Here is a 25,481-nt window from a genome sequence, read left to right as displayed (position 1 = left end):
TTTCGATTTATGCAGACCGATATCACCGGCAGGTTACTGATCTGCTGTCCGGACCGGCCCGGTATAGTTGCCGGCGTATCCCAGTTCCTTTATACCTGCGGCGCCAATATCCTTGATGCGAGCCAGCATAGTACTGATCCTAAAGAAGGGGTCTTTTTCATGCGTATGGAATTCCACCTGGAAAACAGCAATATTACAAGTGAACAACTGGAAAAACAGTTCCAGGAGAAAGTAGGCGGGCCATTAAAGATGGACTGGCATATTGATTACACTACCCATCGTAAGAGGATGGCCATCATGGTATCCAAATATGACCATTGCCTTATGGAATTGCTCTGGCGCTGGCGCAGCGGCGAATTACCTGTGGATATCCCCCTCGTCGTCTCTAACCATGAAGACCTGAGGGAACTGACGGAAGATTTTGGCATTCCCTTCCACTATCTGCCTGTTACTGCGGCTACCAAAGCAGAGAAAGAACAGGAAGCGATCAGGTTGATCCAGGAGGCGAAAGCTGACTTCACCGTCCTCGCCCGTTATATGCAGATACTATCACCCACATTTGTAAGCATATTTCCGGGGAAGATCATCAATATTCATCATTCGTTCTTACCAGCGTTTGCAGGCGCCAATCCTTATAAGAACGCATACACACGCGGTGTAAAACTGATAGGCGCTACAGCACATTATGTTACTAACGATCTGGATGAAGGTCCCATCATTGACCAGGATGTAGCGCGCGTTAGTCACAGGCATGATGTAAGTGACCTTGTTGCGCTGGGACGTGATATAGAAAGACAAGTACTCACAAGAGCAGTAGTGGCACACGTTGAAGACAGGATCATCATTCACGGTAACAAAACAATTGTATTCTAAATATCTAAAACCTCCTTAGTGATAATGTAGGTTGCCCGCCATCTCAAACAAGAGTGAAGCCCCCAGTTTAGCGGTATGGTTATCAATATCCAGTGATGGGTTCAATTCTGCAATATCAATGCCTGCCAGTTTACCGCTTTGCAGGATGTTACGGTATGTTTCCAGGAACAAACCATCGGGGCGGATACCATTGTATGCAACGGCACTCACACCTGGGGCAAAAGCGGCCGAAAAAACGTCTAGATCTATCGTGAGATAGATATGGTCCACATCTCTCAAAAACTGGCTTACAGCAGCCTGTAAAAGCACTTTATCCTGAAGATGGAAAGCGTCCGCATCCACATACTGTACATCGAGGTCGCCGGCTATGCGGAATAACTGCTGTGTATTGCTATTTGACTGGATGCCCAGTGCCAGGTAATGAAAGGGAGTGCCTTCCAGTTTGCAATCCTGTGCCAGCTGCCAGAAACCTGTCCCGGAGGTGCTTCCCTCCTGCCCGGCTATGCGCAGATCAAAATGTGCATCTATATTCAGCAATCCCAGTTTTTCATTGCGCTTACGCTGCTGCAGATGCTGATAGATCCCTTTTGCATGTCCGTAAGTGATCTCATGCCCGCCGCCCAGTAATACCGGCAGATAACCAGCCTTACGTATAGCCAGCACAGTATCTGCCAATGCCTGCTGTGCATCTTCCAGTAAATTGTCTTTACAGAAGATATCGCCGGCATCCGCAAGAATGAGCTCACTTTCAAAATGCACGGGGAAATTGCTGCACGCACGCCTTAATGCTGCAGGCCCTTCTACTGCGCCCGTACGGCCCTGATTGCGGCGAACACCCTCATCACATGCGAACCCCAGGAATACGATACCTTGCTGGTGAGGCTTTAATGCCGGTAATCCGCCTGTCAGCAGGTTTACCGGAGTAACTCGCTGGTGCCAACGTAGTAATTCTTCATCCGTTCCATCTATCCTTCCCGTCCAGGCCACTGGCGGCCTGTAAAAATCTGGCTTCTTCATAACCGCAAAGTTAGTATTGTTACTTAAAATTCGCTCGTATTAAAAATTTGTCCCTATATTGCGGCCAGCATATATCAACCTTAGAGCGACTGTAGTATAAAGACCTGTAGATCTGTAGCATAGACCTATTATACAATTCACCATATCAACATCCAACCTATGTAACCATTACAAACAACATATCAGTTCCTTTATTTTCTCACCCTCAAAACAACTATCCAAATGAAAAAGAATGGAAGACGTCCTTCTTTCAAATTGGCGGCATTACTGTTATGCCTGTTAGGTCTCGGATCACAGAGCCAGGCCCAGACACCGGTTGCCAAAAATGGCCAGCTAAAGGTGATCGGCACCAAACTATGCAACCAGTATGGCAACCCTATTCAGCTCAGAGGCATGAGCACACATGGTATCCAGTGGTACGGCTGGGGAAGCTGTCTGACAGCCGCTTCTCTCGATGCACTTGCATATGACTGGGGTGCAGACGTACTGCGTATTTCATTGTATGTACAGGAAGGCGGTTACGAAACCGATCCTGCTGGTTTTACCGCACAGGTGAACCGTCTTATTGAAGAAGCTACCGCACGCGGCATGTATGCACTCGTTGACTGGCATCAGCTGACACCTGGCGATCCGAATGCCAATCTTGCGCGGGCTAAGACCTTCTTCTCTGCTATCGCCAACACACACAAGAATAAGAACAACATCATCTACGACATCTGTAACGAACCTAACTCAGGTGCTACCTGGGCAAAGATCAAAACTTATGCAGACCAGATGATCCCGTTCATCCGTGCTATTGATAATGATGCGGTGATCCTGATAGGTACGCACGGATGGTCTACTATGGGCCTTTCCGGCGATGGTTCCCTGCAGGACATCTTCAACAATCCGCTGCAGTTCCCTAACATCATGTACACCTTCCACTTCTATGCGAAGGCCCACCGTACACCATATCTGAACCAGCTGAACACAGCGTCCGACAGAATTCCTGTATTCGTAACAGAGTTCGGTACGCAGGAAGCCAGTGGCGATGGTGCGAACGACTTCGCTATGGCACAGCAATTCATTGATCTGATGCGCACCAAGAAGATCAGCTGGACCAACTGGAACTACTCCGACGACTTCCGTTCAGGCGCTGTATGGCAATCAGGTACATGTTCCAATGGACCATGGACACTGGCCCGCTTAAAGCCCGCCGGTACATGGATCCGTGAGCGTATGTTAGTTCCTGCGGATGATTTTCCTGGCGGTGGTACCGGTCCTGTTTGCGAACCAGTGTCGGCCAGCACACATGATGGCAACGTACCAGCTAACGTACAGGATAATGACTACAATACCCGCTGGTCTGCCGAAGGTGATGGTCAGTGGATCCAATTCTGCCTGAACACTGCTACTACAGTTTCCCGTGTTGATATCGCTTTCTACAGCGGTACAGTAAGAAGAACATTCTTCGATATCCAGACAAGCACCGATGGTAGCAGCTGGAGCAATGCCGCTACTGGTTTGCAAAGCAGCGGTACATCCAATGCACTGGAGTCTTTCACTTTCGCTGCACGCAGCGCGAAATATGTAAGGATCGTAGGTCATGGTAACAGCGCCAGCGCCTGGAACAGTCTGACCGAAGTAAGGATCGTTTCATCCTCTTCTTCTCTGCAAACTACCCTGGCGCCTCTACAGGACGCTTACGTAAGGAATGGTGATTTTGCATCTACTACTTATGGTACTACTGATCCTGCTGTGTTGTCATCTAAGCTGAATGCTACAACTACTCCGGGTTACGATCGTCAGTCTTTCCTGCGTTTCGATGTGAGCAGCGTGAGCAACATCTCTTCTGCTGTATTGAAAGTATTCGGTAAGATCGAAGATAACCGCGTATTCAACATCCCTGTGGGTGTTTACGCCGTAGCTAATAACACCTGGTCAGAGTCAACACTGACATGGAATAACAAACCTGCTGCAGGTACTGCTGCATTGCAGACCGCCACAGTAACTGATTCTACCGGCAGGTACTACACCTGGGATATCACCAGTTATGTGCAGACTGAAAAAGCGGCCGGCCGTAACAGCATTTCACTCGCCCTGGTGAGTGGTACTATTGCAGATCCGCGCATTGTATGGAGATCAAAAGAAGCAGGTCTGACGGCACCATTGCTCGAGATCACTTCTACTACTACCGCATCGAAACTGGCAGCAGCAGCAGCTCCTTTGCAAGAGCCTATCAAACTGACCACTTCCCTGACAAGTTACCCTAATCCGTTTGGCGATAACAGCACAGTAAGTTTCTTCCTGGAGAAACCATCCATCGTTACACTGGCTGTATTTGACGTCAACGGTAAACAGGTGGCTGTACTGAAACAGGGCCGTCTCGACGCCGGACAATATAACAGCAGCCTCGCTGGCAGCCATCTGCCTAAAGGTGTGTATACGCTGAAACTGACCTATGGTGAGAAAGCAATTACACGTAAGGTTGTGAAACAATAATATTCACCAGCTTTTGCCAAACCAACGGGACCGTCTCATTAAAAAATGAGACGGTTTTTTATTGAAATCAGTTGCAGATGATCTTAAATCCTATATGTCAAAGAACTCCTCCCAACAACACTTTCCGGATTAATGCCTATTACATTCATTACACCGTCATGCGCTTTCACAATACAATGTTCGGAAAGATTTCAAAGCGATTTTCAACAATGTATACAGGACGCAAAAACATGTATACAGGACGCAAAATCGCGTATACAGGGCGCAAAAATGAGGTGCCCGAAATTTGAAATTATGACCTTGTAAGGCCCTGTTCAATAACCGGCTTTAGTTCCACGCTTTCGGGGTTCAATCCCCATTATACAAGGTTTATACAAGCTTTATCTTACGTTCATCTTACGTCTTTGAACGTAAGATGAACGTAAGATAAAGCTTGTATAAACCTTGTATAATACAGATTTGATCAGGAAAATATCAGCCATGCAGTATTGCCGGAACCAATCAGGGAAAGACAACCTTATCCGGACTAAGAAGCAGAGGAGTCAACCTAAAACAGGATTTAACCAGCTTATGATATCAACATGTAAACTGCAATTATGTTATTTGACCCGCTCGCCTTCTTTCCAAACCCTGGTGGGCTTCATTTTCCCCTGATAGTATAGGATATCGCGGTAATCGGCACAGGGATAGGCCTGCATATCCGCAACGAAGCCGGGAGCAAGTTGCCCGATATTGTTTAGTTGCAATGCTTTTGCAGCGCGGGAAGTAAGTGCAGCAAATACTTCAGCGGTCGATAATTTTTCTGCAGCACTTAATACGGCTGCTTGTAAGAGTAAGTCGCCCATTGGCGCGGAGCCCGGGTTCCAGTCGCTTGCGATAGCCAAAGCAGCACCTGCGTCGAGCAAACGTCTTGCCGGTGCATAGTGCATACCAAGCCCTAAGGAAGCACCCGGTAAAACGACAGCGACAATATCTGCGGCTGCCAGTAATGCAATAGCAGCATCGTCACTGGCTTCCAGATGATCTGCAGAAAGCGCACCCGCTGCTACTGCAACGGCAACACCACCTGTAGAGAACTGATCGGCATGTACAGTAGCCGTAAAACCCATATCAGCAGCTTGTTGCAGGAAATGTTTGGCAGGACCGGCTGTGAATGCAGTTTCTTCTATGAAGATATCAACACGCTGCGCCAGTTGCTCAGACTGAACAGCAGGCAGTAATGTATCGATGATCCAGTTAAGATATGTTTCTTCTGATCCTTCAAAGTCCTTCGGCTTCATATGTGCAGCAAGACAAGTGGGGATTAGTGTAGCCTTTGTATGGCTGGCTGCATCCTGGATGGCACGTAACATATTCAGTTCGCCTTCCAGGTTCAAACCATAACCACTTTTTACTTCGATGGTCGTAACGCCTTCATGTAAATGCCTGTTAGCACGGGCTGCAGTATTGTTCATTAACGTCTCCTGATCTGCACTTCGTGTCTTCGTGACAGAATCCCATATACCACCGCCTGCACGGGCTATTTCAAGGTAAGTTTTACCCGCAATGCGCATGGCATAATCACGGTTACGGGAACCATCAAAACAAATATGCGTATGACAGTCAATAAAACCGGGCAACAATACAGCAGGTGTTGTAATATGCGTAACATCACAATCGGGATACTCATGTTGCAATGCCTTGAAATCGCCCACTGCCAGTATCTTACCACCGTCTGTTACAATACCGCCATGTTCGATAATGATCAGTTGATCATCATGCAATGCACCTTTCAGGGAAAGGTTCGTAAGCGGTAATATCTGTGAAAAAGGACCTGTTAGTTCCATATATCAGATATTGAATTTTCTGGCTGTTTCCTTTGCTTCTTCATAACCTGCATCTGCATGGCGGAAGATGCCCAGGGCCGGGTCATTGAACAATACTCTTTGCAAACATGCAGCAGCACGGTCAGTACCATCGGCCAGCACTACCATTCCTGCATGCTGTGAATATCCCATACCTACGCCGCCACCATGATGGAAAGACACCCAGGTAGCGCCACCGCCGGTATTGGCCATGAGGTTCAGTAAGGTCCAGTCTGACACTGCATCCGAACCGTCTTTCATCGCTTCTGTTTCCCTGTTAGGAGATGCTACGGAACCACAATCCAGGTGATCACGTCCGATAACGATAGGCGCTTTCACTTTGCCTGTTCTTACCAGCTCGTTGAAGATCATGCCGGCCTTTTCACGTTCTCCAAGTCCCAGCCAGCAGATACGTGCCGGTAAGCCCTGGAATGCAACTTGTTCCTGTGCTTTCTTCAGCCAGTTGATCAGCGCTGTGTTCTCCGGAAATGCTTCCATCAATGCCTGGTCTGTGGTGTAAATATCTTCGGGATCGCCGGACAAAGCCACCCATCTGAAAGGGCCTTTCCCTTCGCAGAATAACGGACGAATATATGCAGGCGTAAAGCCCGGGAAGTTAAAAGCATTTTGTGCGCCTCCTTCACGTGCAAACTCACGCAGGTTATTACCATAATCAAAAGTAACAGCGCCCTTCTCCTGCAATGCCAGCATATATTCTACATGACGGGCCATGCTTTTCAGCGAGCGTTGTTTATATGCAGCAGGATCTTTCTTACGCAGATCTGCCGCTTCCTGTAAGGACATACCATCAGGCACGTATCCGTTGATAGGATCGTGTGCAGACGTCTGATCTGTCAGTATATCGGGGATGATGTTATCCTTTAGTAAATGTTCCAGCATATCGCCAGCGTCACTTACCAAACCGATGGAAAGCGCTTCGCCTTTGGCTTTGGCATCCATCGCCCATGCAATAGCTTCTTCATAAGAATGCGTAATGCGGTCTATATAACGTGTAGCCAGTCTCTTCTGAATACGTGATTCATCCACATCTGCACCCAGGAATACTGCACCGGCCATTGTAGCGGCCAATGGCTGCGCACCGCCCATGCCTCCTATACCTGCAGTAACCAGCAGCTTACCTTTCAGATCGCCATTGAAGTGCTGACGGCCACAGGCCACAAAGGTTTCGTATGTACCCTGCAGGATCCCCTGTGTACCGATGTAGATCCAGCTACCGGCTGTCATCTGACCATACATCATTAACCCTTTTGCTCTGAGTTCATTAAAGTGTTCCCAGGTAGCCCATTTAGGTACGAGGTTACTGTTGGCCAGCATTACACGGGGCGCTTGCGCATGCGTACGCACAACACCTACAGGCTTGCCTGACTGCACCAGCAAAGAGTGGTCTTCATCCAGTTCAAGCAGTATCTCAATGATCTTTTGTAATGCTTCTTTATTGCGTGCCGCCTGACCAATACCACCGTATACGACCAGTTCATCAGGGTTTTCAGCCACTTCACTATCCAGGTTATTCAACAGCATGCGTAGGGGCGCTTCCGTTTGCCAGGAACGTGCGTGCAGCTGGTTACCACGGGGAGCTTTATAGTGCGGGTGTGCCGCGTATGTTTTAATAAATTCCGAACTGGTCATGATAAATACCGTTTAGCGTTAGTTGATTGTCAAGCGCGGCGTTATTGGCTACTTTGACTAAAGATTGATTGGTGATCAGCTTATGCAGCAATTGTATATCGTTGGCAAAGATCCTGTCTTTCGCTGCGAAGGAAACAGTCTCACGAACGTGCGCGTGCACAGCTTCCAGGATAGGACCAGACTTCAATGGCCGTCTGAAATCCACGGCCTGTGCAGCGTACAGCAGTTCTATGGCAAGTATATATTCGAGGTTATCAATCACCTGGTGAAGTTTACGCCCGCTGATGGAGCCCATGGAAACATGGTCCTCCTGACCAAGCGATGTGGGTACGCTATCTGCACTGGCGGGGAAACAGAGGGTCTTATTCTCCGTTACAAGTGCAGCAGTAGTATACTGTGGTATCATGAAACCGGAGTTCAGACCGGCGTCTTCTATCAACAATTTAGGCAATCCGTAACGGCCTTCTATCATCATATAACAACGGCGGTCGGAGATGTTGCCCAGTTCCGCAGCCGCTACAGTCGCGTAATCCAGCGGAAGCGCCAGTGGCTGTCCGTGGAAGTTGCCACCACTGATGGTATCTTCTGCACTGAAGATGATCGGGTTATCAGTAACAGCGTTCAACTCTATCGTAGTCAGATCACAGAGATGTAACCATGCGGTGCGCGATGCGCCATGTACCTGTGGCATACAACGCAGGGAATAAGGGTCCTGTACACGGCCACAGTCCACATGTGCAGCCATGATACCGGAGTTCTCCAGCATTGTTTTCAAACGATGCGCTACCAGCTGATTGCCTGCAAAAGGCCTGATAGCATGCAGACGGGGATCAAATGGACGGGAGGTGCCCATAAGCCCTTCAAGCGATAAAGCCCCGATAATGTCGGCTGCTTCCAATGCGTTATGCATACGTTGTAAGGCTGTTACGGCGAAAGACAGAATAAACTGCGTACCGTTAATGAGTGCCAGTCCTTCTTTAGGGCCTAACACCACCGGACCCAGTCCTTCGGCCTGTAAAACAGCAGCAGCAGGCAGCCGCTGGCCTTTATAAAATACTTCACCAAGACCTATTAAAGGCAGGAAGAGATGTGATAAAGGAGCAAGATCACCTGATGCACCTACGGAGCCCTTTTCAGGCACGACTGGTGTAACGTTATGTTCTATATGCCAGATGATGCGTTCAAGTGTAGACAGTGCTGCACCTGAATAACCCTGCGCCAGTGCATGTACTTTGGTGACCAGCATTACACGGGCTACCAGTTCAGGGATAGGGTTACCAACACCTACGCTATGGCTCTGAAGGATATTGTATTGCAGGGCACGGGTATCTTCTTCGGATATCTTGGTATCACAAAGTGGTCCGAAGCCTGTATTGATACCATATACAGTACTGTGTGCCGCTACGATGGCCTGTACATGTGCAGCACTGGTTTTTATGCGTTCAGTTACTTCGGGTACGAGAACGCCGGGAAGGCGGCCGGCAGCTATGTCCAGCGCCTTCCCTACGGTAAGCTGATCAATTCCGTACTTGAATTGGTGTATCATTGTTGATTGGATTGAATCGATTAGTTCTTCATAGACGCCAGGATCCGCGCAGATAGAGGCGTTTCCTGCACTGCGCTTTCCACCTGCGAAACTGCTTCCAGCAGCAATCTGCTTTGCTTATGTTCTTCGGTCAGTTCCTGCATAGCCGCTGTAATAGCCGTCCATACAGGCTGCACCTGCTGCAGCAGCTCCTCTCCTTTCTTACTGAGCATGACCAGTTGCCGGCGGCCATCATCCGGGCAGGGAGCAGTTATCACCAGACCTTTCTTTTTAAGACCTGTAATAAGCTGGCTGACAGCGGAATGGGAAACCTCCAGTTGTTCTGCAATATCTATTAAGGGAATGTTCTGTTGACGTGACAATATATAGAAAACGGGAAACCAGCTGGCGTCAAAGGCAATACCAGACTGCTCGTATACCTTGTTGACCTCCATCAGGAAGTATTCGCTTAACCGTCTTAAACGGCTGCCGAAGACCAGGTATCCTAAAGAAGCATAAAAACTCATACCGAAAATTATATAAGCACTTATATATTTTGATACAATAATAAGGAATTTCTCAATTCCTTATTAATTTCTTCAGGGGAGTCGGCTTTCCGGCTGATTAAAGATCTTTCCTGGCGGGCCAGTCGGGTTTTATTAAGCAGCGGCGCTTACATCCTTACAGTATTATTTCTTCCTGACGTCGAACCATACTGGTGAGGTATCGGTGACTTCACCATTGTAGTTGATGCATAGTTCCTCACCTTTCTTGATTTCCCGGCGGGTAATGATGCTCATGGTTTCTGCATCGAAGTCCATTTCATACTCGCAGTTAGGCTCATAGGAATGGTTGTAGATGGAACAAAAGCCCAGTGCAATACAGGAACGGGTTTCGCGTGCGCCCCACAGGAAGATGTAATTGTGCAGCTTAGTTTTATCGACAATCTCGGTATCGTCATAAGACAGAACAAGTACAGGAGAGGTTTCTATACGGGTACCGGAAGGTATTCTTTCTTTGGTAAATACACCGCGGCCCTTGCCTTTTGTCTTATCGACGAATAAATATGGCTTGATCATAATGTTATGTAAACGAAGCGTAAAATAAAGGTAAAGCAGGAAGTTATCAAAATCATGTGTAAAATTTTTAGGTTTGCGGAAATCTCTTTTTAAAGATATGATAGATTACAACCCAAAAGTCTGGTTTACGTTCATCTTCCGATTTCATAAAGCCGATACGGTCAGGAAGCTGTTCCCTATGTTTATAGCCCTGTCTGCCTACTGTGCATTAATTGCCTTTCTTGAACTTGAGATCTTGAAGCTGTCACCTAACAGCGATCTGAAACAGATCACCCTAATTCATTCATTACTAGGGTTTGTGATATCCTTATTGCTGGTATTCCGTACCAATACTGCGTACGACCGCTGGTGGGAAGGCCGCAGGCAATGGGGCTCCCTGGTGAACAACTGCCGCAACCTTGCTCTTAAACTGGAAGCTATGCTACCCGTTTCCAATACGGCTTCCCGTGAGTTCTTCCGGATCATGATACCTAATTATGCCTTCGCCATGAAGAACCATCTGCGCAATACTTATAAAGCAGACGAGTTACTACCTGTGGCAGGTGTTCAGTTAGATCCCGATAAACATGTTCCAAACCAGATAGCAAAACTGATACTGGCACATGTACACGAATTATACCGCCAGGGCCAGTTTACCGGCGAACAGTTGCTGACTATTAACCTGGAACTGCAATCATTTACAGATATTGTCGGCGCCTGTGAACGCATCAGGAATACACCGATCCCTTTCTCCTACAGTGTTTTCATTAAGAAATTTATCTTCTTCTTTGTAATGACGCTGCCACTGGGTTATGTGTTCACCCTTCATTACCTCGTTATACCTGTAGTGGTATTCATTTTTTATGTGCTTGCCAGCCTTGAACTGATTGCTGAAGAAATAGAAGACCCCTTCGGATTAGATGCGAATGACCTGCCTACGGACACGATTTCTGCCAATATCCGCAAACATGTGTCAGAGATATTGTAACGCGGGACACCAACTTTGTTTATTTTCGCCTCACTGACAGCATTTAGGAATATGGAAAATGAAGCTTTACAGGAAAAATTTGAGACGCTGGTCGCTGAGCAGAACTTACCGGAACTGAAAGTGTATCTGGATGATCAGCTTATCACGGATATCGCCGAACTCATTCATGAGATACCCGACCATGCTGATGTGATCATGAACCACCTGTCTATAGGCCGTGCTGCAGCGGCCTTCAGGATCCTGGAGTTTCATGTACAGGAAGACGTGATCAGGGACCTCCCTGCCGCCAGGGTAGCGGAACTGCTCAATGAACTGCCGGCGGATGACCGTACCGCCTTCCTGGGTGAATTACATAGTGATGTGCTGAAGGAGCTGATCAAACTGCTGGACCCCGAAGAACGCAAGATCACTCTCAGTCTGCTGGGATATCCCGAAACAAGCGTAGGGCGTATCATGACGCCTGAATATATTGCTGTAAGGGAAGAGTGGACTGTAAAGCAGGTGTTACGTTACATACGGGAATATGGTAAGGACAGTGAGACTATTGATGTGATCTACGTTGTAGACGAAAAGGGCAAACTGATAGATGACTTCCGTATCAGGGAATTCCTGCTGGTATCGCCGGAAACGGTGGTCCATACCCTGATGGATGACCGCTTTGTGGCTTTACATGTGAATGACGACCAGGAAGAGGCTATACAGATATTCCGAATGGAAAACCGTGTGGCGCTGCCTGTTGTGGACGATGCCGGCATACTGTTGGGTATCATCACGATCGATGACATCCTCTGGATTGCCAACGAAGAACATACAGAAGACATACAAAGGATCGGTGGTACCGAGGCCCTGGATGAGCCATACCTCGATATTCCATTAATGAAACTGGTGAAGAAAAGGATAGGATGGCTGGTGATATTGTTCCTGGGAGAAATGCTCACGGCTACTGCCATGGCGTTTTTTGAAGGAGAGATCGCCAAAGCTGTCGTACTGGCGCTCTTCGTACCATTGATCATATCCAGCGGTGGTAATAGTGGTTCACAGGCCTCTACGCTTATTATACAGGCGATGGCCCTCGGTGAGATCGCGATTACAGACTGGTGGCGGGTAATGCGGAGAGAGATATTATCGGGTGTACTGCTTGGCGGAGCGCTGGGCTTCATAGGCTTTATCCGTATCATACTCTGGAATTCATTCTTCCATACTTATGGCGATCATGCTATATTGATCGGATCTACCGTGGGGATATCACTTGTGGGCGTCGTGCTCTGGGGAACACTTTCCGGTTCTATGTTACCGCTTATACTGAAAAAATTAGGTGCAGATCCTGCTACGTCATCAGCTCCTTTTGTGGCAACCCTGGTGGATGTAACAGGTCTGTTGATCTATTTTTCTGTGGCCTATACTTTAATGAAAGGTATTTTACTGTGAGGAATCAGGGAGTCCTGGTTCCTCACTCATAATTCATTTTCCTGCATCTGACACTGTCTTTGTACTTCCTCACAACAAACAGGTTGCTATAATCTTTCTCTCCTATAGAATCAATTTTTGGCTTTGCCTTTAACGAGTGCATGATAGGGATCAATGTATTGCTATGCCCTATTACCAGCAGTTTCTTGCCCCAGTCATTATGACGGGTGATCTCATACAACAGATCCTCACCTGTAGAATCGGGAACATATGATGCGGTATCAATGGCCAGATACTGACATATTGAATCTGCCGTCTGCATACTACGCTGATAATGGGTAAAATAGACCTTCTGGATCCCTGAGTCCTGTAATAACCTATAGAGTGCCCCTGCCCTGTGCTGACCAGCATCTGTGAGTGCGGAATCTTCTCCTTCGCCTTGTTCGGCATGACGTACAAGATAAAAAGTGCCCGTAAGAAAGGTGCTATCTTCTGCAACCGGGATAGGTTGCCTTTCAGGTGGAGGTGGCTCACATGCCAGGCAGCATAGTAATATTATTACAATGTATCTCATAGGGCCTCATGTTAAGTTAAGGGGTACAAATTACGATTTTTATTAGCAGGCATGCAATTTGATAATAGGAATAGCCTGCCAACACATAAGTATTGCTACTTATCAGGGCTAAGAGAATGATCCTCATTTTGTTATTGTGGACCATTATTCGCTTTCTTTTATACTTTTTTCACATTTTTTGTACATATTGCACGTCTTTATCCATGTAAAACTGAAAAACATCTATGTGCGGAATAGTTGCTTACATAGGCCAACGAGAAGCCTACCCCATTGTATTAAAAGGATTAAAAAGATTAGAATACCGCGGTTATGACAGTGCCGGCGTGGCTTTGCTTAACGGCAGCGGACTAAAAGTCTTCAAGAAAAAAGGGAAAGTTGCAGAACTGGAAGACCATCTTACTGGTAAAGATGTTCGCAGCCACGTGGCCATCGGCCATACGAGATGGGCCACTCATGGTGAGCCCAGCGACCGTAACTCCCATCCGCATGCTTCCGGCAACGGTAAACTGGCTATGATCCACAACGGGATCATAGAGAATTATTCACAGCTTAAACAGGAGCTGTTGAAAAAAGGCCATGTTTTTAAAAGTGATACCGACACAGAAGTACTCATCCACTTCATAGAAGAAATACAACAAAGCAATCAGTGCGGACTGGAAGAGGCCCTGCGTATCGCTCTCAAAAGGGTGGTGGGCGCCTATGTGATCGTACTGGTTGATGAAGATAATCCTGACACGCTCATTGCTGCCCGCAAAGGCAGTCCCTTGGTGATCGGGGTAGGCAAGGGAGAACACTTCCTGGCCTCAGACGCCTCTCCTATTGTAGAATATACCAAAGAGGTGGTGTTCGTAAATGATTATGAAATAGCCATTATCAAAGCGGACGAACTGATCCTGAAGAATATCTCCAATGAACGTCAAACCCCTTACATACAGAAGCTGGACATCGAACTGGCTGCGATAGAGAAAGGCGGATATGACCACTTCATGCTGAAAGAGATCTTCGAACAGCCGCAAACCATCTTTGACAGTCTGCGCGGCCGTCTGGATGCGAAGAAAGGCACTCTGACCCTGGGTGGCATCCGTGAGCATGCTGCGCTACTCGCCCAGGCCAAACGTATTATCATTGTAGCCTGTGGTACCTCCTGGCATGCCGGGCTGATAGCTGAATATGTGATAGAGGAGTTATGCCGGATTCCTGTAGAGGTCGAGTACGCTTCTGAATTCAGGTACCGTAACCCCGTAGTAGGCGAAGGCGATGTGATCATCGCCGTATCACAATCCGGCGAAACCGCGGATACGCTGGTAGCTATGGAAGCAGCCAAAGAGAAAGGCGCGATCATCTTAGGTGTTTGTAACGTGGTAGGATCTTCTATCGCACGTCTTTCTCATGCAGGTGCATATACACATGCCGGTCCGGAGATAGGCGTAGCCAGCACCAAAGCATTCACAGCACAACTAGCTGTGCTCTGCCTGATAGGCTTGAGAGTAGCGCAGGAAAAAGGCAGCATCACCCAACAGCGTTTCCAACACCTGCTGGATGAACTGGATACCATTTCCGAGAAAGTAGCCGTTACGCTGAAACTGAATGATCAGATCAAAACAATAGCAGATAAATATAAAGATGCACGCGACTTCCTCTACCTGGGCCGTGGCTATAACTTCCCCGTGGCACTTGAAGGCGCGCTGAAACTGAAAGAGATTTCCTACATACATGCAGAAGGCTATCCGGCGGCAGAAATGAAACATGGTCCTATCGCCCTGGTCGACGAAAATCTGCCGGTTGTTTTTGTGGCTACGCACGACAGCTATTACGAGAAAGTAGTATCCAACATACAGGAAATAAAAGCACGTAAAGGGAAAGTAATTGCCGTAGTAACAGAAGGCGACCAGACCATTCCGGCAATGGCAGACGATGTCATTGAAGTACCGGCAGCAGATGAACTGGTGGCGCCAATACTATCCGTTATTCCAATGCAGTTGCTCGCCTATCATATTGGCGTACTGAAAGGATTTGATGTGGATAAACCGAGGAACCTCGCTAAATCAGTTACGGTAGAATAATTATAACCTCAATTCTTTTTCGATGAATGTGATACAGAAGAAGCCACTCGTTGAGTTGGGCTACAATTTTGTAGCGGCGCCTTATTTGCCTGAAGGGCAGGATGAGTACTACCTGCGGAACAAACAACTTGGTAAGCAACAACGCAATTACCGTAAGCTGAGTGCACTTGAAATTGAGACATTAGTGCGTAACGACAATACCTCCGACGACTGGAACAATATCTTCGTGGCTAATGAATTCAGTCCGCAACTGGTAAAACATTGTCACTTCTTTGGTGTCGTGCGTATTGGTAAACTGGAACCATACTACCTGGAATTTCATAACCTGAGATTACCTGTTGGACTATATAACAGTACAATATCATCCTGTGATTTCGGCGACAATGCTGCGATCCACAACGTGAACTTCCTCTCTCATTATATCATCGGTAATGAAGTGATCATCTCTAATGTCAATGAGATGGCTACTACCGATCATGCGAAATTCGGTAACGGTATTGTGAAAGAGGGCGAAGCGGAACATCTGCGCATCTGGCTGGAGCTATGTAATGAGAATGGCGGCAGAAGCGTCATGCCGTTTGACGGAATGTTACCCGGCGATGCCTGGTTATGGACCCGCAATCGCGATGACAAAGCGTTACAGGAACAATTCAAACGATTCACCGAAAACCAATTTGATAAGAAACGTGGTTACTATGGAATGGTAGGCGATCGTTGTGTGATCAAAAACTGTAAGATCATCAAGGATGCTACTATCGGCACAGATGCTTATCTGAAAGGCGCCAACAAGATCAAAAATGTTACTATCAACAGTTCTTCCGAGGCAACCAGCCAGATAGGTGAAGGCTGCGAACTGGTGAACGGCATTGTTGGTTACGGTTGTCGTGTGTTCTATGGTGTGAAGGCAGTGCGTTTTGTGATGGCCTCTCATTCGCAGTTGAAATATGGTGCAAGGCTGATCAACTCATACCTGGGCAATAATGCAACCATCTCTTGTTGTGAAGTATTGAACTCACTGATATTTCCCGCGCATGAACAACACCATAACAACTCTTTCCTTTGTGCAGCACTGATCATGGGACAGAGCAATATGGCGGCAGGTGCTACCATCGGTTCTAATCACAATTCCCGTGGAGCAGATGGTGAAATAATAGCCGGCCGGGGCTTCTGGCCGGGGCTGTGTGTAAGCCTGAAGCATAACTCCCGCTTTGCCAGCTTCACACTGATAGCCAAAGGTACTTACATGTACGAGATGGACGTACCTTTCCCATTCAGCCTCGTGTTGAATGATGAACAGAGCAACAGTATGAAGATCATGACGGGTTACTGGTTCCTGCATAATATGTATGCACTGGCGCGTAACTCGTGGAAATATGTTGATCGTGATAAGCGTACTGACAAGACACAGCTGATAGAATACGACTACCTGGCCCCGGATAGTGTGGAAGAGATGATCCATGCTATGACACTCATGGAAATTGCAACCGGTAAAGCATGGTATGCAAAACATGGATCTGCGGCGGATGAATTATCTGTACATGATCTGGAAGAAAAAGGGAAAGAACTGCTGATACATGATCCGGAGATAGTAGCAGGACTACAGATATTCGCAACAGATGTAGAGAACAGCTCACGTAAAGTACAGCTATTGAAAGTACACAGATCATATCCGCTGTTCCGTGAACTGATCAACCTATACGCAGTACGTAATATATTTAACTACATTGAAGAGCAACCCGGACGCTATTTCTCTTCACTGCGTGCTGTTGTGGAAACCGCAGAACGCGGCCCATGGCATAATGTAGGCGGTCAGCTGATGAAAGAGGAAACACTGGCAGACCTCAAAGACAGGATCCGCACGGGCGCTATCAGCAACTGGGCAGATCTGCATGAAAGCTACAAGACCATAGGAGAGCAATATGCTTTAGATAAACTGCAACATGCCATAGCTTCGCTGTTGCATGTAGAAGAAAAAACAGCACGTGATTTTACACCGGCCTTCCTGAAGGAATGCCTGCTGCAATCCCTGCATATACAAACGTTCCTGACAGAAGGCATCTATCATTCCAGGCAGAAGGACTATCAAAATCCTTTCCGCCGGATGACTTATGAAAATGAAGCCGAGATGGATGCTGTAATAGGAAAACTGGATGATAACAGTTTTATCCAACAAACGCTTGCAGAGCTGAAGGCTTATAAGAAGAAAGTAAGTGTGCTGATTGAGGAATGGGGCTTGAGCAGTACGCCGGTAGTTGAGAAGTGATCATCATTAATCAGTGATCAGTATTTCACTGAATTCTTTGTTGGTGATGAATTTTTTATCGGTCAACGTATTCAGGAACATATATAGCTGTCGCTGTTCCTTTTCGGTCAGGGGAATACCGTTCTTCACAAGAGGATCAATGGTATTCCCTTTTTCCTGTCCATGATCGTACATAGCGAATACCTGGAAAATATCGAAGAAGCGGCCGTCATGCATATATGGTGCGCTGACCAGCACATTCCGGAGAGAAGGCACTTTAAATTTCTTATAATCAGCTGTGTTGTTAGTGATCCGCATCCTGCCCACATCGTTCAGGGAAGGCAGATAAGGCAGACCGTTATTCCGGATACTGTAATCCGTAAAGAAAGGCGGTTTATGGCAGCTGGCACATTTCTGGGTGAAGGTTCTATATCCTCCCTGCTCTTCCGCCGTAAAAGTTACACCAGGTTCTCTGCGCATCACACTGTCGTATTTAGACTCGAAAGAGATCATCGTTACGATAAATTGTGACAGCGCTTTGAACATTCGCTGGCTGGTCACCTCCTCTGTACCATATGCCTCCTTAAAAAGCTTGCGATAGGTCTTATTTCCCTGCAAACGCGTAATTAGCACTCCAAGCTCCATCCCCATCTCGTTCTCGTCTGTAATAGGCGTTAAAGGCTGAATATCGAGATGATTCACTCCCCCATCCCACATAAAGTCCTTCTGCCAGATCAGGTTAAACAATCCCGGTACGGAGCGGTTACCTGTCCGTCCCAACACGCCGTGACTGAGTGCATGGTCAAAGTGACCGAAAGCGGCGAACTGCTGGTGGCAGAATCCGCAGGAAATGGAGCTGTCCAGGGAGAGTTTGGGATCATAGAACAGATGCCGTCCCAGCGCTATCCCCTGTTTAGTAAGCGGATTGTTCTTAAAGTCGTACACCGGAGGCGGCAGACTGTCTGGCAGTTTCAGCTGATAATACTCCACAGCCGGGGAATGGGCTGTAAGATCATGCCGGTCCCGTCCTATGATCCATAGCCACAGGCAAAAAGCAGTAAGGATATATGCCGCTTTACGGAACATGTTATTGATTTATCATCTTTTTAACGGAAAACATATGCTGGTAATTATCTGCAATCCTGTCTGCAGGTGTGCCAGGTGTCATAAACCCAGCCATCTGCCGGAAACTGACAGGGTAAGCTCCGTTGAACCAGGTCATGGCATCTGCCTGCAGTTCAATCCGTGGCTGCCCCTGTCGGCCGATCACTAGTGGCGATGGCAGGGTTAGCGTCACCAGTCGTTGGGTAACATGAGGCGCTCTGTAACCACCGATATGGAACTGGAGCATGTGATTAGGCAGACGGGAAGACGGTGAAGTGCCCTCCAGCTTAGCCATTATATAACCGCTGTTCCAGGTCCAGAACATCCCATATAAAGGGTCCAGAGCCCCGCTCTGCGGACCGCTGAAATTCAGCACACTATCTACTCCTATCATAAAGGAAAGTGCTGTATATGTCCCCTCAGGGCACTGCTGCAATAAGATCCTCTTTGAAGCAGCACTATCTTCGCTTACCAGGAAGTAACCCGGCATCAGCGCTACTTTCCTTCCGTTATTGTCCGTCAGCGAAAAGTTACTGAGATAATATTTGAATAAAGTGATGTTGAAAGTATCTCCGGATGCATTGGTATAATCCGCCTGTTGTAATTGCATCAGCTGCCCGCCCACCGTATGACTGATTTCCAGCTGCACCTGCTGTGCAGCTGTGCCCGTATAGGTAAACAGGAATATCAGTAATAACAGGCGGTTCATGATATCGAAAGTAAGCGATTTTTTTTATTACCTTGTCGAAAGATGATTTAATACTATAACCCATGACAGAAGACATATTACAGCAATTTCCCGTTCACTACCAGTACATTGCCGACGCTACGAACGCCTCCGGATTTACTATGGCCTCCGACCCGCTGACCTGCTCACTGCTCCGCACGCTGGCAGCATCCAAACCCTATGGCAGCTTTCTGGAACTGGGCACAGGTACCGGACTCTCTACCTCCTGGATATTGGACGGAATGGATAGAGAAAGTACCCTTATCTCTGTTGATAATGCAGAAGAGTTCCTGGATATCGCTAAACAGTTCTTAAGCGATGATAAGCGGCTGAAACTAGTACAGGCCGACGGTGGTGAATGGCTGAAGGAAAACAGACGCAGAAAGTTTGATTTCATTTTTGCAGATACATGGCATGGGAAATATCTTATGCTGGAAGAGACGTTAACTATGTTGAATAAAGGCGGGTTGTATATTATCGACGATATGTTGCCACAACCGAACTGGCCGGATGGGCATCAGGAGAAAGCAGTTCAGCTGGTGAAGGATTTGGAAGCGAGGGAGGATTTATTGCTGGTGAAACAGGCTTGGGCGACGGGGATCATTGTGGCTGTGAAGAAGTGAGTGTTTAGATTAACTTTTTGACGGCTTTCAGGCGGAGGTCTGGAAGCCGTTTTTTGTTTTACTGTTTATGGGTATTAATTCCAGGCATCACATAAGTAACGCTACTTATAGGAGACACTTTTGAACACTTTCTTTCCTAATTTCCATATACTTAGGCTATACTTATATTATAATTCAATAAGCCCCGCTACCCCGATTTGCCCTTCTTTCCTTTCGAATGGAGCTAATTCAGCCGGCTATAAAATTATGTTGATTTAAATAGATTTTTGAAACGCCAAATATGAGAAACTTATGAAATTAGTTAACATACTAGAGAATTATGATACTACTTTATTAGATCAACTTTCCGCAGACAAGGTTGATGAGGCGATAAGTCTTAGATTACCACATTCCGTTGTTATTCAGGAGATTATTTCCGCGCTAAGTTCACAATCCTATATCTCCGATAAAATAACCTACGCCAAACCACCTACGTTTGCAATATTGAACCTTATACTCCAGTCTCCCTCATGCATGGTTGAGGTGGAAGGATTTCGCACCAGGGTTTTAGACCATATAAACGAACTTACGTCAAGAGCAGGCCAGAATTCGATACCTGATAGAAACCCTCTGCTTTATATGAAAATTCTGAAAAAGGCCTGGGAGAATGATGGTCATATTGACAAAAGTGAGGCGAGCATTCTCGAACTAGTGAAGACAGAACTTGGTATCGGGGATAGGGAGCACTTTGTCTTAATGCATGATACTTCTATCCTTAACATGTGGGATGTCGAGCAAGAATATTATCTGGCGAGAAACTTTCTGCTAGCTATAGGTATCATTCTTACTCATGAGAATCAATACATCATTGCGGATGAAGTTGCCATACAAATTCGTAAGACATTTGGTATTGAGCTTATGGATGACTCTTATAAACGACTGTTGAACAGCTTTACCAGGGAGGAAATAGCGAAAGTGCTTGCCCATTATCAGCTTAATGTAGGAGGAATAAAAGAAGTACTAATTGGGCGTTTAGTGGACAGTTTGATATCTCCCAGTGATGTTCTGGTTTTTTTTCACCTGGAAAAGTTACGTGATGTATGTCGCGAAAAAAATATACAAGTCGGCGGACTCAAAAATGCTGTAATAGCTAACATTATTCAGTTCTTTGATGAAGATATGGATCTTCAGTCAGATAAGAATGAAGCCACAGAAGAGATACTTGCACCTGAACCAGAGATGAGGGAGATGGATGGGGATATATACGCCAAAATACTACTGTTGCTCACGGGACAACAACTGTATGATATACTTCATCAAAATCGGCTTATGACCAGTGGCACAAAAGACGAGAAGGTGAAGCGGATCATGGATAGCTACCGGTCGGAAAGATCAATATTAAATTTTCTCAGAAAAGAAGATTTATCTCAGTTATGTAGAAAGCTCCTATTGCCAGTGACCGGTTCCAAACAAGAACTGGTAGACAGACTTCTGGACTATGTACCTACTCCCCCCGATTTACAGGTAATAGAAAGTATACCTGATATTACAAACACCTCTGCCCCCATTTCTCAACTGCAGCAGATCGACATTGAGGCTGTTGATCCCTCAACGTTACCTCAAAATTGGGAAGAGGTTAATACCAGATTCCTAAATCTCGGACATGATGAAAAAATAGTCCTTGCTATATTAAAAGAAGCCAAGTCTATCACGGAACAAGACCTTGCTCGCATAGTTATCAAGCATCGACTGGGTTGGTTTTTGCATAAAGCACATATGGCGGAATTAATCGCAAAGTTGAACAGGGACAATAAGCCATACATTCAAATAAAGAGCATTCAAAATAACAATATTTATCAATGGACTTCTATTGATATCGCCGACGGACAAATATTAGAAAGAAGATCTGCACGTGATATTATAGATGCCTTGCGTCATGGTGTAGTACCAAGACATAATCTTGATTTGCTAATGGTGGGCCAACAGACCGCGAGGAAACATCTTTCAGACATTCTCTTTGAAGTTAATTCAAGTAAATCACATTTTAAATTTATCAGGGGGCAATACGGGTCAGGAAAAACCTTTTTATGCTCCTGGCTAAAGGAATTTGCGCTGAATAATGAATTTGCCGTTTCATTCATAAATATCAGTCATGACCAACCATTGTCTGATCTGCCAGTATTTTTTTCAGGTCTGATCAATGGATTGCGTACGCCAGAAAAGACTGATTCCAGTGCTTTAGTGGATATTCTTGAATCATGGCTACTGAATATTCATAATAAGACCGCCAAGATAGAAGGGATAGATTTGACACAGGCAGGAAACCATGAACTCCTGATAAAGTCTGTCGAGAAGTCAATAGAAGTCGAATTTGCAAATTTTAATGATATAGAACCTGGATTCTCTCAAGCTTTACGTGCTTTTTATGATGGCAAAGTGAATGGGGATATGGAACTTGTGTCAAATGCAGTCGCATGGATAATGGGCAGCAGATCTCTTTCATCTCAAGCACTGAAAGACGTTGGTGTGAAAGGTTACCTCGAACCCAATAACGTATTTCAACGAATTCGGGCAATCCTGGAAATCATTGGTGGTGCGAGATATAAAGGATTACTTCTGCTTGTGGACGAACTGGAATTGATCAGAAAGTTCCCTCATGCGCGACAACGCGAACTTGCGTTAGAAACTCTTCGATTGCTTATAGATGAAGCAGGGAGGAATGCCCTTCCCGGCTGCCTTGTTATATTCACTGGTACGGATGATTTTTTTGAAGACGAACGATACGGACTAAGAAGTTATGAGGCTTTGGCGGATAGGGTCATGACACCATTCAAACATGAAAATTATGTAAGCATGCGCCAGCCGATTATTAGTCTGGAAGCATTAGACGCTCAACGATTGGCGAATGTCATATTTAAAATACGTGATTTGTATGGCATTGCGTACGGTTGGGATGTCAATCAGTTTGCTGACGATGACTCCATTCTAAAACTTATAGGTGAGTGGACAATGTTTGGGGAAGAAAGTATTGATCGCAAGCCTAGACCAATTCTAAGAGAGTTTATTCAAATGCTGGACTTATGCGAAGAGAACAAGGGTGTCAGTTTATCCCAGTTCTTGAAGAAATCTATGTTGGAACCAGTTGCGGAGACTTCTAGTATTTCAATTTAATATTTAATATGTCATTGCACAAATTGCATCCAAGGCTACAGGATTTTGTGAAGGAGAAATGGAAGAGATTGACCAAAATCCAGGAAAAAGCATTTGATCCCATATATGAGGGGAATAGCTGCATCATAGAAGCCCCCACATCTGGAGGAAAAACCGAAGCCGTTTTATTTCCTCTATTGACAAGGATTGCGTCTCACAAAACCGCAGGGTTCAAGGTCTTATATATTGCTCCGTTAAAAGCGTTATTAAATGATCTTGCACTCAGAGTATTGCCTCACGCCGAAAGATGCTATATGGAAGCATTTAAATGGCATGGAGACGTGAGCCAGGCGGATAAGGTCCAACAGATGACTTTTCCAGCTGATATCCTTCTAACCACTCCGGAGTCAATTGAGGCCATTTTGCTACGTAGGGCGAACTGGAATGCTGTTTTTCGCAATCTTGAGACAATTGTCATTGATGAGGCTCATTATTTTGCATTAACAGAGCGAGGATCACATTTGCTTTCCCTGCTGGAAAGGCTCGAAGCAGGTATTCCCAATCGGCCTCAACGGATTGCAGTTACAGCAACTGTCGGAAATCCTGGCGATCTATTACGTTGGTTATTGGGAGGAAGATCTGGAGGAGAATGTATCCGTATCGAAGCAGAAAATGCAAAGGAAAGAGATTTTAAGATTCATTTTTTTGAGGAAGAGAAAGTACCACTTCATGATAACCTTTATACGCTGCTACAAAAAAAGAAATCAATAGTTTTTGAACGTTCAAGGAGTGGTACAGAGGATACCGCTTCGAAAATAAACGAACGTAATTTACTTATTAATAACCGGTTCCCCATAAAGGTAAAAACTCACCACTCATCTGTCAGTAAAAGGCTAAGAGAAGAAGCCGAAGGATCAATAAAAAAAGAGTCAACCCAATCAATTGATGCAATTATAAGCACGTCAACTTTGGAGTTAGGAATTGATATTGGAGATCTTGACCAGGTTATCCAGATCGGTGGATTAAGCAGTGCCAGCTCTTTTCTTCAAAGAGTGGGCAGAACAGGAAGACGAGACGGAAGACCTCAGTTTTTTCGTGGGCTATGCAATGATAGTGAAGAGCTACTGCTGTTAACCGGCTGTGTCAGTTTAGGCATAAACCGCTATTCAGAAGCTATTTTACTTCCTACTAGGGCTTTTCATATTCTAGCACATCAAACAATCTGTTACAGTATTCAAAATTTGGGAGCTACGGCAGATCAAATTTGGAATGCTGTTTCCAATGCTTATTGTTTTTCTAAAATAAAAAGGAGCGAGTTTGATTTACTTATTGATTACATGCTGCAAGAAGATTTCTTGAGGCTTGTAGAGAGATCTTTACTGATTGTCAGTAAAACTAGTGAAGATAAATTTCTTCGCGCCAACTACAAGAGGTTATTTGCTATTTTCGATGCTAGTCAAATGTACAATGTGGTAGATGGGAAAAAAGTAATAGGCACGCTTGATTCTGATTTTGCAAGATCCCAGCAACTACCTTTCATATTTGTTTTAGGAGGGCTGGAGTGGAATGCAATTAAGCTTGACCACGAGCAGCAACAAATATCAGTTGAGAAAAATGAGACCGGAATACCACCCAAGTGGACAACAATAAATAGCTTTGATGTCCCCTTTGAGGTTGCCCAGGAAATTGGCAAGCTACTTATGAATGATGAAAAACTGGAGTTCCTCGACTTGTCCGCACATAGAGTAATAAATGCACTAAGATCAACATTCGGTAATCTCAATTGGCGAAGTGGAAAATGGATAATGGAAGGCTCATCGGAAGCAGGAACAATAAACCTTTGGAATTTCGCGGGTGATAAAATCAACAGATGTCTTCATACTCTACTAAAGCATGAACTGGGTGATAATTTAAAATATGACTATCAAAAAGTGATTATTTACTTAAAAGATGACAAATCTATCGATGAGGTTTACGATTTAATAATGACTATCGGGACTAAAACAGAAAATGAATTATTGAATATCATTGAAGCGAATATACCCGTGAAATGGTTTTCTAAATTTTCAGAATGCTTACCTGATGAATTGTCAAAAAGAACTATTATTGACAAAGGGATGGATGTGGCAGGCCTGATTCGGCAGTTAAATGAAATTACAATTGATTATTAAATAGT

18 protein-coding genes are annotated in these 25,481 nt (G+C 45.7%); 9 read left to right on the top strand and 9 right to left on the bottom strand.

Annotation, left to right across the window (positions count from 1 at the left end):
* The first annotated feature begins 9 nt into the window (after positions 1 to 9).
* Positions 10 to 873, top strand: coding sequence for a formyltetrahydrofolate deformylase (purU, locus tag C7475_RS19610; RefSeq protein ID WP_110055099.1), 864 nt, complete (start codon positions 10 to 12; stop codon positions 871 to 873).
* Positions 874 to 888: 15 nt separating this feature from the next.
* Here purU and hutG read toward each other — a convergent pair whose 3' ends face one another.
* Positions 889 to 1,890, bottom strand: coding sequence for a formimidoylglutamase (gene hutG, locus C7475_RS19605; protein ID WP_110055098.1), 1,002 nt, complete (start codon positions 1,888 to 1,890; stop codon positions 889 to 891).
* Positions 1,891 to 2,112: 222 nt separating this feature from the next.
* Here hutG and C7475_RS19600 point away from each other — a divergent pair, with 222 nt between their 5' ends.
* The gene (locus tag C7475_RS19600; RefSeq protein WP_110055097.1) at positions 2,113 to 4,371 is read left to right on the top strand and encodes a cellulase family glycosylhydrolase; all 2,259 of its coding nucleotides are present in this window, start codon (positions 2,113 to 2,115) and stop codon (positions 4,369 to 4,371) included.
* Between the two features lie 599 nt (positions 4,372 to 4,970).
* On the opposite strand, the gene hutI is transcribed toward C7475_RS19600, so the two are convergent.
* The 5 genes from hutI to C7475_RS19575 all read right to left on the bottom strand — a co-directional run bounded on the left by hutI (position 4,971) and on the right by C7475_RS19575 (position 10,469).
* Positions 4,971 to 6,197 (bottom strand): imidazolonepropionase, encoded by a 1,227-nt coding sequence (gene hutI / locus C7475_RS19595; protein ID WP_110055096.1) that lies wholly within the window; start codon positions 6,195 to 6,197, stop codon positions 4,971 to 4,973.
* A gap of 3 nt (positions 6,198 to 6,200) precedes the next feature.
* Complete coding sequence (gene hutU, locus C7475_RS19590; RefSeq protein ID WP_110055095.1) at positions 6,201 to 7,865, bottom strand: urocanate hydratase; 1,665 nt, start codon at positions 7,863 to 7,865, stop codon at positions 6,201 to 6,203.
* Complete coding sequence (gene hutH / locus C7475_RS19585; RefSeq protein ID WP_110055094.1) at positions 7,843 to 9,411, bottom strand: histidine ammonia-lyase; 1,569 nt, start codon at positions 9,409 to 9,411, stop codon at positions 7,843 to 7,845. Before hutH ends, hutU begins: the two co-directional genes overlap by 23 nt.
* Before the next feature lie 20 nt (positions 9,412 to 9,431).
* Positions 9,432 to 9,917, bottom strand: coding sequence for a MarR family winged helix-turn-helix transcriptional regulator (locus C7475_RS19580; RefSeq protein ID WP_110055093.1), 486 nt, complete (start codon positions 9,915 to 9,917; stop codon positions 9,432 to 9,434).
* Between the two features lie 162 nt (positions 9,918 to 10,079).
* Positions 10,080 to 10,469: an SET domain-containing protein gene (locus tag C7475_RS19575; RefSeq protein ID WP_110055092.1), complete on the bottom strand. Its 390-nt coding sequence runs from the start codon at positions 10,467 to 10,469 to the stop codon at positions 10,080 to 10,082.
* Between the two features lie 97 nt (positions 10,470 to 10,566).
* On the opposite strand from C7475_RS19575, the gene C7475_RS19570 reads away from it, so the two are divergent.
* Entirely contained in the window at positions 10,567 to 11,436 is an 870-nt protein-coding gene (locus tag C7475_RS19570; protein WP_110055091.1) for a bestrophin family protein, read from the top strand.
* Between the two features lie 51 nt (positions 11,437 to 11,487).
* Complete coding sequence (mgtE, locus tag C7475_RS19565; RefSeq protein ID WP_110055090.1) at positions 11,488 to 12,864, top strand: magnesium transporter; 1,377 nt, start codon at positions 11,488 to 11,490, stop codon at positions 12,862 to 12,864.
* A 22-nt stretch (positions 12,865 to 12,886) separates the two neighbouring features.
* Here the strand turns inward: mgtE and C7475_RS19560 are convergent, their stop codons facing one another.
* Positions 12,887 to 13,417: a histidine phosphatase family protein gene (locus tag C7475_RS19560; protein ID WP_110055089.1), complete on the bottom strand. Its 531-nt coding sequence runs from the start codon at positions 13,415 to 13,417 to the stop codon at positions 12,887 to 12,889.
* A gap of 224 nt (positions 13,418 to 13,641) precedes the next feature.
* Between C7475_RS19560 and glmS the strand changes: the two genes are divergently transcribed.
* Together glmS and C7475_RS19550 are read left to right on the top strand one after the other, a co-directional pair.
* Positions 13,642 to 15,480, top strand: a complete 1,839-nt coding sequence (gene glmS, locus C7475_RS19555; protein WP_110055088.1) for a glutamine--fructose-6-phosphate transaminase (isomerizing) — start codon at positions 13,642 to 13,644, stop codon at positions 15,478 to 15,480.
* 22 nt (positions 15,481 to 15,502) lie between these two features.
* Positions 15,503 to 17,743 (top strand): DUF4954 family protein, encoded by a 2,241-nt coding sequence (locus C7475_RS19550; RefSeq protein WP_110055087.1) that lies wholly within the window; start codon positions 15,503 to 15,505, stop codon positions 17,741 to 17,743.
* Positions 17,744 to 17,749: 6 nt separating this feature from the next.
* Here the strand turns inward: C7475_RS19550 and C7475_RS19545 are convergent, their stop codons facing one another.
* Positions 17,750 to 18,808, bottom strand: a complete 1,059-nt coding sequence (locus C7475_RS19545; RefSeq protein ID WP_110055086.1) for a cytochrome-c peroxidase — start codon at positions 18,806 to 18,808, stop codon at positions 17,750 to 17,752.
* Position 18,809: 1 nt separating this feature from the next.
* Positions 18,810 to 19,535 carry an MbnP family protein gene (locus C7475_RS19540; protein WP_110055085.1) on the bottom strand — a complete coding sequence of 242 codons (726 nt, stop codon included), beginning with the start codon at positions 19,533 to 19,535 and terminating at the stop codon, positions 18,810 to 18,812.
* A gap of 62 nt (positions 19,536 to 19,597) precedes the next feature.
* Here C7475_RS19540 and C7475_RS19535 point away from each other — a divergent pair, with 62 nt between their 5' ends.
* The 3 genes from C7475_RS19535 (at position 19,598) to C7475_RS19525 (ending at position 25,476) form a co-directional block, all read left to right on the top strand.
* Positions 19,598 to 20,176, top strand: coding sequence for an O-methyltransferase (locus C7475_RS19535; RefSeq protein ID WP_110055084.1), 579 nt, complete (start codon positions 19,598 to 19,600; stop codon positions 20,174 to 20,176).
* Positions 20,177 to 20,467: 291 nt separating this feature from the next.
* Positions 20,468 to 23,326: a BREX system ATP-binding domain-containing protein gene (locus C7475_RS19530; RefSeq protein WP_110055083.1), complete on the top strand. Its 2,859-nt coding sequence runs from the start codon at positions 20,468 to 20,470 to the stop codon at positions 23,324 to 23,326.
* 8 nt (positions 23,327 to 23,334) lie between these two features.
* Positions 23,335 to 25,476: a DEAD/DEAH box helicase gene (locus C7475_RS19525; RefSeq protein ID WP_110055082.1), complete on the top strand. Its 2,142-nt coding sequence runs from the start codon at positions 23,335 to 23,337 to the stop codon at positions 25,474 to 25,476.
* Positions 25,477 to 25,481 lie beyond the last annotated feature (5 nt).

The organism is Chitinophaga sp. S165 (assembly GCF_003182155.1).
In the GTDB taxonomy this organism is placed as follows: Bacteria; Bacteroidota; Bacteroidia; order Chitinophagales; family Chitinophagaceae; genus Chitinophaga.
Note: the sequence above shows the minus strand (reverse complement) of the source record. Positions and strands in the feature narration are given on the sequence as shown.